The organism is Pseudovibrio sp. Alg231-02 (assembly GCF_900143565.1).
In the GTDB taxonomy this organism is placed as follows: Bacteria; Pseudomonadota; Alphaproteobacteria; order Rhizobiales; family Stappiaceae; genus Pseudovibrio.
On sequence record NZ_FREX01000003.1, the window covers coordinates 236,072 to 251,399 of the forward strand.

The 15,328-nt window shown below is 51.5% G+C and carries 13 protein-coding genes; 6 read left to right on the forward strand and 7 right to left on the reverse strand.

Translation table 11 applies throughout. The features are described from left to right. The first annotated feature begins 50 nt into the window (after positions 1–50). Positions 51–2,405, forward strand: coding sequence for an amidohydrolase family protein (locus DHN43_RS10575; protein ID WP_159096820.1), 2,355 nt, complete (start codon positions 51–53; stop codon positions 2,403–2,405). 320 nt (positions 2,406–2,725) lie between these two features. On the opposite strand, the gene DHN43_RS10580 is transcribed toward DHN43_RS10575, so the two are convergent. Beyond that, positions 2,726–2,998, reverse strand: a complete 273-nt coding sequence (locus DHN43_RS10580) for a hypothetical protein (RefSeq protein WP_108818569.1) — start codon at positions 2,996–2,998, stop codon at positions 2,726–2,728. Between the two features lie 442 nt (positions 2,999–3,440). Between DHN43_RS10580 and DHN43_RS10585 the strand changes: the two genes are divergently transcribed. From DHN43_RS10585 to DHN43_RS10595, 3 genes are all read left to right on the forward strand, one after another. After that, entirely contained in the window at positions 3,441–3,734 is a 294-nt protein-coding gene (locus tag DHN43_RS10585; RefSeq protein WP_108818570.1) for a type II toxin-antitoxin system HigB family toxin, read from the forward strand. 1 nt (position 3,735) lies between these two features. After that, the gene (locus DHN43_RS27590; RefSeq protein WP_199914800.1) at positions 3,736–4,956 is read left to right on the forward strand and encodes a hypothetical protein; all 1,221 of its coding nucleotides are present in this window, start codon (positions 3,736–3,738) and stop codon (positions 4,954–4,956) included. 169 nt (positions 4,957–5,125) lie between these two features. Continuing rightward, positions 5,126–6,184, forward strand: a complete 1,059-nt coding sequence (locus tag DHN43_RS10595) for a DUF2235 domain-containing protein (protein ID WP_108818571.1) — start codon at positions 5,126–5,128, stop codon at positions 6,182–6,184. Positions 6,185–6,241: 57 nt separating this feature from the next. Here DHN43_RS10595 and polA read toward each other — a convergent pair whose 3' ends face one another. Continuing rightward, a complete protein-coding gene (polA, locus tag DHN43_RS10600; RefSeq protein ID WP_108818572.1) occupies positions 6,242–9,184 on the reverse strand; it encodes a DNA polymerase I in 2,943 nt (980 codons plus the stop codon). 130 nt (positions 9,185–9,314) lie between these two features. Beyond that, positions 9,315–9,923, reverse strand: coding sequence for a TetR/AcrR family transcriptional regulator (locus tag DHN43_RS10605; protein WP_208995193.1), 609 nt, complete (start codon positions 9,921–9,923; stop codon positions 9,315–9,317). 77 nt (positions 9,924–10,000) lie between these two features. On the opposite strand from DHN43_RS10605, the gene DHN43_RS10610 reads away from it, so the two are divergent. Beyond that, positions 10,001–10,771, forward strand: a complete 771-nt coding sequence (locus DHN43_RS10610; RefSeq protein WP_208995201.1) for an SDR family NAD(P)-dependent oxidoreductase — start codon at positions 10,001–10,003, stop codon at positions 10,769–10,771. Positions 10,772–10,846: 75 nt separating this feature from the next. On the opposite strand, the gene DHN43_RS10615 is transcribed toward DHN43_RS10610, so the two are convergent. The 3 genes from DHN43_RS10615 to DHN43_RS10625 form a co-directional block, all read right to left on the reverse strand. Further along, entirely contained in the window at positions 10,847–11,329 is a 483-nt protein-coding gene (locus DHN43_RS10615) for a hypothetical protein (RefSeq protein ID WP_108818574.1), read from the reverse strand. After that, entirely contained in the window at positions 11,326–12,102 is a 777-nt protein-coding gene (locus tag DHN43_RS10620) for a DUF2092 domain-containing protein (RefSeq protein WP_063303354.1), read from the reverse strand. The genes DHN43_RS10615 and DHN43_RS10620 overlap by 4 nt, the downstream gene beginning before the upstream one ends. 174 nt (positions 12,103–12,276) lie before the next feature. Then, positions 12,277–13,323 (reverse strand): acyltransferase family protein, encoded by a 1,047-nt coding sequence (locus tag DHN43_RS10625; protein WP_108818575.1) that lies wholly within the window; start codon positions 13,321–13,323, stop codon positions 12,277–12,279. Between the two features lie 237 nt (positions 13,324–13,560). Here DHN43_RS10625 and DHN43_RS10630 point away from each other — a divergent pair, with 237 nt between their 5' ends. Then, entirely contained in the window at positions 13,561–14,754 is a 1,194-nt protein-coding gene (locus tag DHN43_RS10630; protein ID WP_208995203.1) for a serine hydrolase, read from the forward strand. 12 nt (positions 14,755–14,766) lie between these two features. On the opposite strand, the gene DHN43_RS10635 is transcribed toward DHN43_RS10630, so the two are convergent. Next, positions 14,767–15,300, reverse strand: coding sequence for an FxsA family protein (locus tag DHN43_RS10635; RefSeq protein ID WP_063286252.1), 534 nt, complete (start codon positions 15,298–15,300; stop codon positions 14,767–14,769). Positions 15,301–15,328 lie beyond the last annotated feature (28 nt).

Genomic DNA, 15,328 nt, shown 5'->3' on the forward strand with positions numbered 1-15,328 from the left:
AATCTCCAATGGCAATTATGTGTTTATCATCAATTGGAGATTTGGTTTTCATGCTTGCATCCATCTGCTTTCCAACAGTCAGGCATAGAGGCCGTACGGTCAAACGGCGGGCATCGTTTTTGGTCGCCTGTGCTCCGGTAGTTTTGATGATGACACTCTCTCAGGCGCAGGCTGAGCCGCAAACGCTTTTTTATGGCGGCGATATTCTGACAATGGCCGATGAGAAGGCGGATCGACGCAAAACAGTCAAAGCGCTGATTGTTCGAAATGGCGAAATCTCTGAGATCTTCAAGTCGGACGAAGACTACCAAACCTATTTATCCGACAGCGCTGTCACCAAGGTCAATTTGGGTGGGGCAACCTTAATGCCGGGCTTTATTGAGCCACATATGCATATGCCGCTTGTGGTGAACTATGCTGCGGTTGCTGACCTTTCTCCTTGTTTGCCAGAGCCCTACAGCTACCGCACCTATGACAACCAAGTTGACCCGCGTTTTAAAGACAAAACCGTTTGCAAATATGATGGCAGTATTGAGACTGGTTTTGAATGGACGTGGAATGTCCTGAACAGTGCAACCAATCGCTGGGTGCCTTTTGCGCCGGATGGGATGCCCACAAAGCAGGCCTGGATTGTGGGAAATGGGATTGATCCTTCACGGTTTGGTGTCACGCCAGATGAGATCCAGCGCGTTGCCACTTTCCGCTCCCATCCCGCTGAGGAAATCAGTAAGAGTGTTGAGGGTGCTGATGCGCATCCTGTGCTTATTCTGGATCAGTCCGGGCACGTCGCTTATGTCAATGGGAATGCGTTTGTTGCTGCCAACATCTGCACTGCCTGGCCTTGTGGGCCGGAGATAAACAGGAACAAGGACATGCCTGCGCCAGACCCTCTTGGCAAATGGGAGGTTTATACTGGTCAGGACGGGAACGCCTATTATTCCGGCTTACTGCAGGAGGAAGCGGCTTACAGGCCGTTTGTTGCGAAAATTCAGGAGATGGCAGGAGTGCCTGCCAGTAGCCCCTTCTTCTTCATGGATTACGAAGAAGGCCTCAAGGCCGTTGCTCCGGTGGTTGAAAAGATTGCGGCGGCTGGTGTTACGACCATTGTGAATGGTGGTGGCTTCACTGTTCCTATTATTCAGTTCAACAAAGACGTTGCGCTGCATAAAGATGAGGCTGGCAATTTCACAGCCCCGTTCCGTATCCGTACGCTTATTTCGGCTACGGCGATTGATCCCAGTGAGCATAGTAAAACAGCGGTTGAGATTGCCGAGGCGGAGATGACGTCTTTGTGGCCTAACGAGGTTTTGAGCAAAACGACGCTGATAAAGAACACCCAGGGTCGCTACGGTGCGACGGGCATCAAGTTCTGGGCGGATGGTTCAACGCAGGGGTGCTCGGCTTATCTCACTCAGGGTTACAACATAAATGGCATTTGCGTGGATGAGGAGAATGGCAAGAAGACTGCCGTTACCGGCTCGCATGGCGCGAACTACCAGTTCTTTATGCCGGATAATGATGAAGAACCGGATTTGAGCAAGATTGCCGGAGGGGATGGAAGCTTTCTGGCCGCTTTGCAACCCTTCTGGAGCAAAGGCTGGCCTATTCAAATCCACACCAATGGCGACAAAGCGATCAAGGCCGTTGCGATCACCACATTGGGGCTGAGTACCGGGCGGTGCAACGAGTATCCTGTGACGCTTATTCACGCGACTGTTGGAGGGGACCCTGCGACTTCACCCAGTTCAGTTGCGCAGTATTTGTGGGAGCTGACCAAAGTTGCAAGGCGGGTGCACTGCAAAAACGAGGGAGGCCTTCCTCTGAATTTCATCGTGTCACACCTTACTGGTCATGTCGGGTATTGGGGTGGCGGGTTTGTTAGCCTGCTGGATGGTAAGGATCTCAATAATTTAGGTGCGGACGGAGACCCTAACGGGCGGGCGCCGACGCTGGATGCCACCACGTTGGATGTTCGCGATAACATCCCCTTCACGCTGCACAGTGATGCGCCTATCGCGCCGGTGAATCCGCTTTGGTATGTTGAGCAGATGGTCACTCGCAACACCTGGGTCTATCCAGATATCAAGGGCAGTCAGGTCAAAGATATGCCTGACAGCAAGTGGGCTGGAAACCGGGATGGCCGATCCATCTATGAGAACCTGAAGGGCATAACCGCCGTTGCAGCCGAGCAAACGCTGATTGATGACAAGGTTGGCACGCTGGAGCAGGGCAAAGTGGCTGATCTGGTCATACTCGACAGGAACCCGCTTGATGCAGATAGCGACGTGAACAGCAGTGTTGCCATCAACAAGATCAAGGTTTGCTACACGTATCTGGCAGGTAAGCGGTGGAAGCCAAAGAGCTTTTCTGATGAGGCCTGCGGAAAGATCGAGATAACCGACTGATGGGTTTGCGCAGAGTATGGCTCGCCTCAAGCTCAGGTGCTGCGGTTCCTTAGATCCGGGGAATGGCTCGCACCTGTTCGTGCTGCTAGGGTCATATTTACCAAGGCGCTGACCTGCGGGCTTGGTTGCCCGGCCGCAGGCCAGCAGGATGCTCATTTTGTGCTGTGTGCACGGGCGATGACACGGGGTGTTGTGAGATCGCCGGAGCATCGAAAGGCACAGTGCGTGAGTGCGCACGGGCGGGTGGTTGGAACACCCGGTTTTGCGCGCGTGATGGGATTAAGCCGTTTTGCCTGTTTAAGTTTCAGGCAAAGACTGGCTTATTCAAGAAGCGATAGCTTGGATTTTTTTGGCTGCGGATGGGCGACCCGCTCCAGTATTCCGCAGGTCTTTCTTAATGCTTCCAGTCGGTCGCGTAAGGCTTGTTGCAGAGTGAACAAAGCATCGCGTTCCCGGCATTCCTGCATCCGCTCATTCAGCACTAATTGCTGCATATAAGCCAGATTTTCCAAATCCGAGACGGCTATGATGACTTCGTCAATTTCGTTTTGAAGCGTGTTTGTGGCGCTACATGCGCATGCGGTGTCGTCCATTCTCAATCCCTCTGTTTGTAGGGTGTTGAAAGACCGCGACGACAGCAAGCTTGTGACGGCCCGCTGGCGAGCGGGAGGTTCACAACCTGCAAACAGACAGGCGAGTTTATTCCCCCCCGAAGGAGGTATTGTATTCACCGCCCTCCCGCTCATAGCAAAGGGTTTGCGCGCTACCTATAAAGCAGGCACAAAAAATCCGCTAGTCGATCGGGAGCGGTAACCGCTGTTTGGAGAGGTTGTGAAGCCTCGAAAAACAGGATGGCCGCAGATGCATGCGGTGTCAATGGGGAGTTGTTGCAGGTGGGGGATAGGGGTTAGCGATGTGGTTAAAATTTGCAGAAAATAGTAATATCATTGCAATTTCAAATCGACTCGCTCACAATACGTTCCCAGAAAAGGAACAATTGACATTTTCCCAAAATGGGAGCATATAGTATTTAGCATGCGCGTTATTGCAAAAAAGAGACTCCGCGAGTACGGCGATAGCATGCCAGATGCGAAGGCATCTCTAGATAGCTGGTATTACGAGGCAATTCACGCAACTTGGAAAAGCCCTTCAGATATCAAAGCAAAATACAGACATGCCAGCATTCTGAAGAACGGAAGAGTTGTGTTCAATATTGCAGGAAACAAGCACCGGCTTGTTGTGTCGATCAATTATGAAGCTGGCATCATCTTCATCAAATTTGTCGGCACGCACAAAGAATACGACAAGATTAATGTAGAGGACGTCTGAGATGACCTTTATTCGCCCAATAAGAACAGAAGCAGATTATGACTCTGCACTAGAGCGGATTGAAGTGCTCATGGATGAGGCTTCAGATGACGACCGCTCACAAGACGAACTCGAGGTGCTGTGTACGCTCGTAGAAGCTTATGAAGCAAAACATCACCCGATTGATCTTCCTGACCCGATTGACGCAATAAAGTTCCGTATGGAGCAAGAGGGGCTTTCTCAAAAAGATTTAGAACCATTCATTGGCAGCCGTTCTAAAGTGTCGGAGGTACTTTCCAGAAAACGCTCTTTAACCCTCGCAATGATCCGAGCACTAAACAAACACCTCGGCATTCCTGCTGAGGTGTTAATTGGGAAAGAGAACTCCAAGCTTCCTGAGAATATGTCTGATGTAGTTTGGGAAAAGTTCCCGCTGTTGCAGATGGCTAAACTTGGCTGGGTATCTCAAACTGAGAACTTTAAAGATCGAGCTGAAGAGATTATGCGGGACCTCATTACGCGGGCTTGCGGGGAACAAGCTATCCCTGCTCCAATGTATCGGAAAAACAATAGCGTCCGCCGTAATGCCAAGATGGACCCATACGCACTACAAGCTTGGTGCCTCCATGTTCTTGCTAAAGCTAGAAGCCAACCTCTGACTACAAAATACGATCAGAAAACTATTACTGCTGAGTTTTTGCGGGAAGTCGCGCGGCTCAGTCAGTTTGAGGAAGGGCCTAAGCTAGCAAAAGAGTTTCTGGCAAAACACGGCATAGTACTTATCTATGCCGCGCACCTCCCTAAGACACACCTTGATGGAGCTGCAATGCGCACCGTTGAGGGTGTCCCTGTTGTTGGGGTCACCATTCGCTATGATCGCATAGATAACTTCTGGTTCTGCTTATTACATGAGCTAGCACACATTGGGCATCACCTGACTGACGATGAAAGTATGTTTGTCGATGACCTCAGCCTGAATGAGAGCGATCATGACGAAAGCTGGGAAAAGGAAAGAGAAGCAGACCAAATTGCTCTGGATGCGCTTATCCCTGCAGACATTTGGCAGGAGTACCAAATAGCTCCATCTACAGAGGTCTCCAAAGTTTTATCCATCGCGAAACAAGCAGGCGTGCATCCAGCAATTGTGGCAGGCCGTATTCGCAAAGAGAGCGGCAACTATCGCCAGCTCACAAAATTTGTAGGAAACGGTGAAGTACGGAGGTGCTTTGCTGACTGCAATTAAGTTTGAAGCGGGGTCTGCAAACCCCGCTTCAAAATAGAGTTCTCTTCGAGTTTAACCGCCTCTCGTGGAGAATGCCAAAACCGAGAAAGAACTGCTGTAGCAAGCTTTGTGTACCTTTTTCGGCTTGATTTGGCAAATTTTGAACTCAGGCGGAAGAAAGTAAGCTCTTATGAGTAAGAATATTGTTGTACTATCTGATGGCACTGGCCAAGAGGGTGGCGTCACAGCAGATAGCAACATCTATCGCCTTTTTAAGATGGCAGAAAACCGCACAAAAGATCAGATTATTTTTTATGATCGAGGTCTTGGTACTTCAGGCAGTGGTGGGTTGGTAAGCCGAAAATTGGGAAGCCTAACTGGTTTCGGAATCCAAAAAAATATTCTGGAATGTTACCGCTTTATTTTCGATAACTTCGAAGCAGGTGACAAGATTTACTTGTTTGGTTTTAGTCGAGGGGCGGCAACAGTAAGAAGCCTATCTGGCTTTTTACATCTGTTCGGCATCTTACCAAAGTCACGTCCAGAGCTAATCCAGCACGCTTACGAAATCTACAAAATCAAAGACAACAAAAAACGAGAAACTCAGGCAAAAGAATTCCGGCAAAAGCACCACAACATGTGGTGCACAGTGGAATTTCTCGGTGTCTGGGATACTGTACCTGCACTTGGAGCTCCAATCAAAGCACTAAGCTATCTGCTCAATGTAGTCCCATGGTTCAGACACAATTTTCATGACTTTACACTGAGCGCTTCCGTTAATAACGCCTATCATGCAGTTGCGATTGACGATGAGAGGAAAGCCTTTCATCCAAGGCTTTGGAAAGGTCAGGCTCGTCAAGACCAAAAAATGCGGCAGGTTTGGTTTTCAGGTATGCATAGTGACGTTGGCGGAGGATATGATGACTCCACCTTAGCTCGCGTCAGTTTGGACTGGATGCACCATTATGCAACTCAATGCGGCTTTCTTACCTACGATGGCGTTGCGTTTGAGAAGAAAGAAGTTCAATCAAATCCATTAGGACAAATGCACAATTCTCGTAGGAAGTGGTGGGAGCGGCTCTTTTACATTCGCAAAGAGCGGTCATTGCCTAAAGATATCAGAGATATCGAGCTACACTCTAGCGTTATTAAGCGCCATAAAGAGTTAAAAAACTACAATCCATGGATTCTTCAAAGTTCTTATACCGTTACCAACGAAAAAGAAGAAGCACCTACTGAGGCCGCTTAAAAAGCATAAACCTCCACCAGAGGCGGAGGTTTATTTTGCTTACCGGGAAAAGAAGCGCTAGTGCGCCTCTTCCCAGTTGGTAGCGGCTTCGGCTTCCACTTTGAGGGGGACCGAGAGCTGGAGGGCGGGTTCTGTTGCTTTTTCCATAGTGGTGATGACGAGTTTTTTGGTCTCGTCCACCTGATCCTCAGGCAGTTCAAAGATCAATTCATCGTGCACCTGCAACAGCATTTGCGCGTCCAGATTTGCCGTTTCCAGAACCTCGTCCATACGCACCATGGCACGGCGGATGATATCTGCCGCTGAGCCCTGAATTGGGGCGTTGATGGCTGCGCGCTCGTAGAACTGGCGCATGTTCGGGTTTTTGGTGTTTACATCCGGGTAATGAGCGCGGCGGCCAAAGATAGTTTCGACGTAACCGTTTGCATGGACAAACTTTTTGGTTTCTTCCATGTACTCTTTGATGCCCGGGAAGCGCTCAAAATACGTTTTGATGTAGTCGCCCGCTTCACCACGACCAATGCCCAGCTGGTTTGCAAGGCCGAACGCGGAAATGCCGTAGATGATGCCGAAGTTGATGGCTTTTGCACGGCGGCGAACGCTTGGGTCCATGCCCTCAATCGGCACACCAAACATCTCGCTTGCTGTCATGGCGTGAATGTCGAGCCCGTCCGCAAACGCCTGTTTGAGCTGCGGAATATCGGCCATGTGGGCGAGCACGCGCAGTTCGATCTGGCTGTAATCGGCAGAAATGAGCTTTTTGCCCTTCCCAGAGATAAACGCCTGACGGATTTTGCGGCCTTCAGAGGTTCTGATCGGGATATTCTGAATGTTTGGCTCGGAGGAGGACAAACGGCCCGTGGAGGTGGACGCCAGCGAGAACGAGGTGTGGACGCGGCCTGTTTCCTGATTGATGAAGCTTGGCAGGGCGTCGGTGTAGGTGGATTTCAGCTTGCTGAGCTGGCGCCACTCTACAATTTTGCTTGGCAGCTCATGGCCTTGTGCGGCGAGATCATCCAGCACGGAAGCCGAAGTAGACCAGGCGCCGGTTTTGGTTTTTTTACCGCCGGGCAGACCCATTTTGCCAAACAGGATTTCACCCAGCTGCTTTGGCGAGCCGACGTTGAAGATTTCGCCAGCCTTATCGTGGATCTCAGCTTCCAGCGCGGCTGCGCCTTGCGCGAACTCGCCGGAGAGCAGGGAGAGCATTTGACGGTCGATGGAGATGCCGCGGCGCTCCATTTTGGCCAGCGTTGCCACCATCGGGCGTTCCAAACGCTCATAAACCACGGTCATTTCCTCAGCAGCGAGGCGTGGTTTGAGGATTTTCCAGAGGCGCAGGGTGACGTCTGCATCTTCCGCCGCATAGGAGGTGGCTTTATCCAGCGGCACCTTGTCGAAGGAGATCTGCGATTTGCCGGAGCCGCACACTTCCTTGAACGGGATTGGCGTGTGGTTGAGCCAGCGCTGGGAGAGCTCATCCATGCCATTGCCGCCCATGCCCGCGTCGAGCGCATAGGAGAGCAGCATGGTGTCGTCAAACGGCGCCATTTCCACGCCGTAACGCTTGAGCACGAGCCAGTCGTACTTCATGTTCTGCGCGATTTTGAGGACAGCCGGGTCTTCCAGCATTGGCTTGAGCAGGGCGACAGCTTCATTGAGCGGGATCTGACCTTCCAGCAGCGCACCGCCGCTGAAGAGATCACCTTCGCCATCCACATGCGCCAGCGGGATGTAACAGGCTTTGCCCGGAGTGCAGGAGAGGGAAACGCCGACAAGGCCAGCTTCCATGGCGTTGAGGGCATCTGTCTCAGTGTCCACAGCCACGTAGCCCACTTCATAAGCCTGCTCTATCCACTCTTTGAGGCGCTCAGTGGTGGAAACTGTTTCGTATGCGGAATTATCTATAGGCAGCGCAGATATTTCAGCTGCAACTTTCTCTGCCAGAGGGGCGGCGGTCCATGCTTTACCCTCAAGTTCTCCCGCAGAATCCTCAGCTTGTTCTGCCGGTTTTGCAGTGCTTTCCCAGCCTTCAATCACAGGCTCAATCGGCTCGATGTTTTCCAGCACAGCGCTGGTTTTATCTGCCACTTTTTTGGTGAGGCTGGTGAAACCCATGGCTTTGAGGAAGCCGACAGCTTGCGCGCCGTCCACATCACACACGGTGAAGTCTTCGACCGGAGTTTCAACTGGCACGGCCTCTTCCAGCTGCACGAGGCGCTTGGAAATGCGGGCCTGCTCGGCGAACTCGATGAGGTTCTCGCGGCGCTTCTTCTGCTTGATGGTGTCGGCTTGTGCCAGAAGGCTATCCAGATCACCAAACTCGTTGATGAGCAGAGCAGCGGTTTTGAGGCCGATGCCTGGGACGCCGGGCACGTTATCGACGCTATCGCCCGCGAGCGACTGCACTTCGACGACCTTTTCCGGGCCAACGCCAAATTTCTCGAAGACCTCGGGCTTGCCGATCACCTTGTTTTTCATGGTGTCGACCATGCCGATCTTGTCGGTGACAAGCTGCATCAGGTCTTTATCGCCAGAGACGATGGTAACGCGGGCGCCTTGTGCGGCTGCCTGACGGGCGTAGGTGGCGATCAGGTCATCCGCCTCATACCCCTGCTGCTCAATGGCAGGCACACCAAACGCGCGCGTTGCCTGACGGATCAGGCCAAACTGCGGGCGCAGGTCTTCTGGCGGCGGTGGTCGGTGGGCTTTGTATTCCGGATAGAAATCGTTGCGGAACGTTTTACCGGACTTATCGAAAATTACGGCGAAGTGGGTTGGCTCGTCACCAGTTTCTTTGGTGGGGCCTTCCTGCATCATCTTCCAGAGCATGTTGCAGAAGCCGGAAACCGCGCCAACGGGCAGTCCGTCGGGCTTGCGAGTAAGCGGCGGCAGCGCATGATATGCGCGGAAAATGAAGGTAGAGCCATCGATCAGGATGAGGTGATCGTTCTCTGTGAGAGCTGGTGCAATGGATTGTGTCGACATGAGCGGGATCATGCCCGCCTTGGGCCGACAAAGAAAGGGCTATTAACCCTTTTTCAATGATGTTTTAGCGGAGGGTGAGTTTGGAACGGCCTCTGGCTACTTAGCTTTCAACTTCCACCTAACAAAAATGAAGTTACTCTGACTAATCCTGTTGTTCTAACAAATCTAATGCCTCCAGAATTGCTGATCGTGTATCCTTCGTGGCTGTGCTTGGTAATCCACCTTCAATCGAGAGCATGGCCAGGCCGTGTACGGCCCCCCACGCAAGCAGGGACTTAGCTGGGATTTCAGTATGTTTTTCATCTTCAACAGCATCGTTAAGCAATAGGCGTGTCATGCGTGCCTCTGCTTCGACTAAATCTACATCTGTCTCATCCAACAATGCCGTGCGGAACATTGTTTTGAATTTTGCAGGTTCAGAAAGAGCAAAGTCCAGATAGGCCTGTCCCTTAGCGGAAAATACAGAGAGCCCCGCACTGCGTGCTTCAGTGGCTGCTGTTTCCATATGCTCTGCCATTCCGCGATGTGCGCGGACAGCAACTGCTGTCATCACAGCCCGCTTGTCTTTAAAGTGCCTGAAAGCCGCAGCAGAGGAAACACCTGCATTTTTGGCAGCAGCCCGTAAGCTCACCCCCTCAGGCCCTTTTTCAGGCAACTGAGCTTCGACAGCATCCAGAAGCGCCTCACGCAAACCTCCATGATGATACTCTGATGTGCCCGGAGTTTGTTTTTCTTGCCTCGATGTTACCATTGATAACTTTCCACTTGACCAGATAGCCTCAACTGATGTTACCATTGATAACATATTTGAAGTCTGGAGAATTGCTCATGAATTCTGTTTTAATTTCCGGTGCCTCCAAAGGGCTGGGTGCCGCAATGTTAAAAGCTTTTACAACAAACGGATGGCAAGCGATTGGTACATCTCGCCAAGGAGGCACTTTAGAAGAACTTGATGTGTGCGACGAAGATTCTGTGATTGCACTTCGCAACCGCATTAACCTTGTCCCCGACTGTTTGATATTGAATGCGGGTTCTGGCATCGCTGGCCCTATTGAAATGACAGCTGCTTCCGAAGCCGTTCGACAGATCGATACCAACCTACTCGGCGTTGATAGAATGGTACGCGCCTTTCTTCCTGATATGCGAAAAAGGCGAGCAGGAACGATTGTAATTATTGGCTCTATTGCATCACGGCTCCCAATCCCTTTTCAAGCACTTTACAGTGCATCAAAAGCTGCGATTGCTAATTATGCGGCGGCCTTATCAATGGAGGTCGCCCCTTTTGGACTCCACGTTATACTGGTGGAACCGGGAGATCATCGAACTGACTTTGGTGCAGCGAGAAGGCGAAGTCCATCCGACAACGACCCTTACGAACCTTCCACAACACGTGCGATTAATAGTATGGCGAGAAGCGAAGAAAGCGGAAATGACCCGGAGCGATTTGCAAATTTAGTCGTTCGTGCTTGCATGTCAGACAAGCCTCCACACCGCCTTACAATTACGACTTTTATAGAGCGTATGCTTTTGGTTTTATCAACAATTTTGCCCCAACGAATGATGTTGAAGGCTACACGAAGAGCATTCTGTCGGGCGTAAAAGTCCAATGTAATTTAGGCGCTCCCAAAATGAACATCCGGCACGGAGTACACCATGTGTTTACTTATGACCTTCCTACGGCTTCTCACCTTGCCTAATGGGTTCCACGGGCTCTAAATAAGGCATGAAACCGGATTGGTTGTTGCGGATGGTTGGTTTGTATTTGCCTTCCGGGCAGATGAAAATCAGCTCATCCTGAATGCGTATTTGCTGGCATTCTTCGTTGAGCTCATAGACAAAGCCGTTGTTGTCACCGCTGAAGTAGTAATCGTTGGTAGCTGGCTCTTTTCCTGCCTCTGCTTTGTCAGCGCCATGTACGGATTTGTTGCAAAGATCGCGGATCTTATCGCGGTATTGAGAGCCGCCCAGATCAGCGATGCCCTCACGCTTCATGTGCTCTTCCTCGCACTCCGCAACTTCGGCGGATGTGGCCTGTTTGGGGGGAGGCGGGGTTTCCTGCGCCTGGGCTGTGAGTATGCCGGTGCCTGTGATGAAGATCAGGATGACCAGTGATCTGAGTGAGTTGCTGAGAAGCTGTATTGTGGTGGAGTAACTCATCTTGAGCTCCCTCCGTTTTCTACTGCTGAAAGGGCGGGCAAGCTGAAGCGCTCAGCCCCCTCAGGAGGATTGAAGCGGAAGTCTTCTGAATTGAGCTGAGGTTCAAGGTTCCACCCTCGATAGGACAGGTGTGTTTGAGGCAAACCAACAAGGTCCTTATAAGTGATAATAAGATAACCGGGCAGGCCACTGTCTTCGTAGACCCACAATTGCCAATCTACCTGATCGTTAAAGAAGGCAAGATGATGGGCAACCCCTTCTGGCAGAACCTCACGCCCGACGTAGACGGACTTCGTTATTAGGTCATCAAGCATCTGGCCCAGTTCCGGGTTGGCCAAATCAATGCCGGGCAATGTGAGCTGAAAGTCACTGCGTAGTACCTCAATAAATTCCGAGGAAGTTCCAGTAAAATCACCCTGAGTGTAGATGTTCCGCGTTTTGTCGAAATAAGTGATGATGCCGTCATCAAGATAGATTTCACTCATTCCATTAGGGCGTGGGAGATCAATTTTCAGATCACCATGCCCAAGAATGTTGACCGTGTATTCGAACACAAAGTTTAGCGGCACCCTGTCTTTAAAGATACGTTCCTCGCTCGCGTAGACGGTAAAGCTCATGGCTTTGATTTCACTGAACTTCTCGATGGTCTTGTTGAGGATTTGACGTGCTTTATCTTCTTTTTGCGCAACAGCGGGGTGGGGGCGTAGCTCCAGCCAGCCGATGGCCACGAGAATGAAGAGAAGCGGCAGAACCCTGAGAGCCCCGAGTTTCATGGAGATACGTTCCTTGATCTTGTCACACCGTTTGCTTCCGCAAAGCCTAAGCAAAGACCGGAAAGACCTTCTGAACCCAACCACTAAAATTGGCGCTTGCTGAACATGCATGCAAAAAGCCCCCGAAAGCGGCGGCTCCGGGGGCTTAGGCAGATCAGCGATTTCGCGCAGATATCAGGTTGGTGACGGTGCAGGGCTCTTGGTGCGTGGCATTTCCGCGATGTAGGCCCATGCCGGACGTTTGAACAGGAACTGGCCGTAGCCTACTTTGGTGATCAGCCAGAACAGGATCATCGGTGCGATGGTTGCGGTGCACGTAACGATCAACGAGATCACGCCCGCATCCTGAATGATGCCCAGTTTGAGCAAGATGGTGCGCGAAACAGCCATCGGGAAGAAGAAGGACAGGTAGATCACGATAGAGTTTTTGCCCATATAGCGCAGCAGATCCAAAGCTTTAACCTTGGAAAGCAATGCGGAAACGGTGATCACCGCCAATGCGCCCAAACCGCCCAAAGCAAGCGAGGCAAATGGCAGGTCCGCATAGCCGTAGCCAACGAACAGGCCGTTGACGACGGCCCAGACAAACACAAAGGCCAAGCCTTTCAGCACATTCTCGCGCACCCAGTCAGCAATGACGAAGATCTTTTGCGCAAAGATGTAGCCAGCGAAAAAGAACACGAAGCGAGCGGCTGTTTCGTCAATCAGCACAGAGCCGGTGCGCAACGCACTGATTTGCAGGCCAGCAGCGACCAGCAAGGTCACTTGCCATGGCACTTTTAGTGAGTGCAGCAGTTTGGTGATGACGAAGAAAACGGGCAGGGCGTAGATGAACCAGAGGGTTCCGAATGGTTGTACGAAGGCGAGCGCGTAGTGCATCAACACACCATCCCAGCCGAACTCTGCTGCGAAGGATGGTGCCTTCATTCCAAACTGGATCGTAAGCCAGAGAATGTAGAAGTAGAAGAAATGAACGACTTTACGGTCCAGATACAGGCGCCAGTCCCGATCCAGCGTCAAGGCGAGGAATAAGCCGGAGATCATGAAAAAGTCCGGCATACGGAAGGGCTTAGCAAAGGCAACAATGTCGCCCATGAACCCCATTTCGCCAATGGCACCTCCAACCCCAAGGGTTGAATGCATCATCACCACGAGAAAGATGCAAAAGCCTTTCGCGTAGTCAACCCAATCCACACGACTGGAGGTTTGGTGCGCCGCCATGTAATACCGCCCATAAATTGACTAATTAATTCGTGCAATCATAAGTTTTAAGGGATGCGAATACTAGCGGCATCTCTTCAACTTTAATTGTTGGTTACCGCGCCTGACTGCCAAAGGGCTACCTGAGACTTTGCAACACAGCCTGATGTTATGGCTCGTATCTTTGTGACCTAAGGTAATGTTAGTTTTTATGCGCCTAGGATACATATAGTTCCACCAGATATTCTGGAGATGCAATTGCTTAGGTATTTTAAGGCGTTATGCGCTGTTGCAGTTTTAGTCATCGCTCCACAGCCCTTAAGCGCTCAGGAGGCCACAAGCCCGCCGGAGTTGCTCAAGAAAATCTGGAATGGGCCGGACTTTGATGCCGATGACTTTGCGCCCGAAGTCTACAAGAAGATCCCGAAAGAACTTCTCGTCTCCATTCTTTCACAACAACGTTCCATCTATGGTCCTGCGCTTCATGTTGAAGCGACCAAGGACCCGCACAAGTTTCTTGTTGAGACGAAATCCTACAGGATTCCAACGCTTTTGAAGCAGAACAAGGCCGGTCAGCTGACGGGGCTGCTGTTTCGCTTTGCGCTTGTGAAGGATGTGAAACACGAAGACCTGCTGGAACACATGAAACAGCAGACTGCAACGCAGAGCTTTTTGCTGATGCAAAACGGAAAGGTGCATGCTGAGAACAACAGTGATGCACAGCTGGCCGTCGGATCTGCCTTCAAGCTTTATGTGCTGGACCAGGTGGCGCAGCGGGTCAGGGACGGAGACCTGAGCTGGCAGGACAAGATCACACTGGAGCAACAGCATATCTCGTATCCAGGTGGCACAATGCAGAATGAGCCGGTTGGCAAGAAGTTTGTTTTGCTGGATGTGGCACGCAATATGATTGAGATCTCGGACAACACGGCCACGGACTTGCTGATGGATCTGGTGGGGCAGGAAAGTGTGATGTTGCCGGGAGAAAGTTCACCAGCTCTGACAACGCAGCAGCTGTTTCACCTGAAAGCGGATGAGCAAGCTGCAGAAGCTTATCGACAAGCAGGGCCAGAGGAGCGGGCGCGGATTCTTGCTGCCTTACCGGCTCAGTTGCCGCCAATGGACAAGGTTTCCGTGCCTTTGACAGAGGATGTTGAGTGGTACATCTCGAACCGCGAGTTGTGCAAGATTGTGACAAAAGTGAAGGACATCAAGGGAGTTTTCGTAAATCCGGGTGTGGCCGAACCGGATAACTGGGCGTCTTATGCTTATAAGGGCGGCAGTGAGATTGGCGTGCTCAACATGACGTATGCGCTGGAAGACATCGACGGAAACAACTGGTGCTTCTCAACCACCTGGAATGCAAAGCAAGAGCTGGACGTCACTTACCTGATCGCGCTGGTCGCAACGTTGCTGGAGAGCCCTGAGGCAGTTCAGGCGGCTCTCCGTTAAACTTGGCAGGGTTTAGCGACGCTTGTCGTCGTCAGAGGACCATGGGCTGATCTGGTCCGGGTCATTGGAACGAGGACGGGAAGGGTCATCATCCTGCTCTGTATGACGGGAGGAGCTCCACTCGTCTTCATTCAGGTCCACAGTGCCATCGCGGCGACGGTAACCCGGATTGACGTTGAGGTTTTGTACCTTCACGTGGCGTGCCAGATAGTTGCCAATCACCTCGCGCAGTGGCGGGATGAAGAGCAGAAGGCCGATTGCGTCTGTAAAGAAGCCTGGAATCAACAGCATGAGGCCCGCAAACACGATCATCGCGCCGTGCATCATCTCATGACTTGGAACGCGCCCTGAGTCCATTTCGGCACGCATGCGCATGAGCAAAGACAGCCCCTGCTGGCGCAGCATATATGTGCCGGCAGCTGCGGAAGCTACAGTCAACAGGATTGTTGGAATTGCCCCGATAACACTTCCAACCTCAATAAAGAGATAGATCTCAATGGTTGGTAGCAGAATGAAACAGGCAAGAATGATAAGTCCGAGTGGCATAGCGTCCGCGTAGGTTTAGGTTTATTTT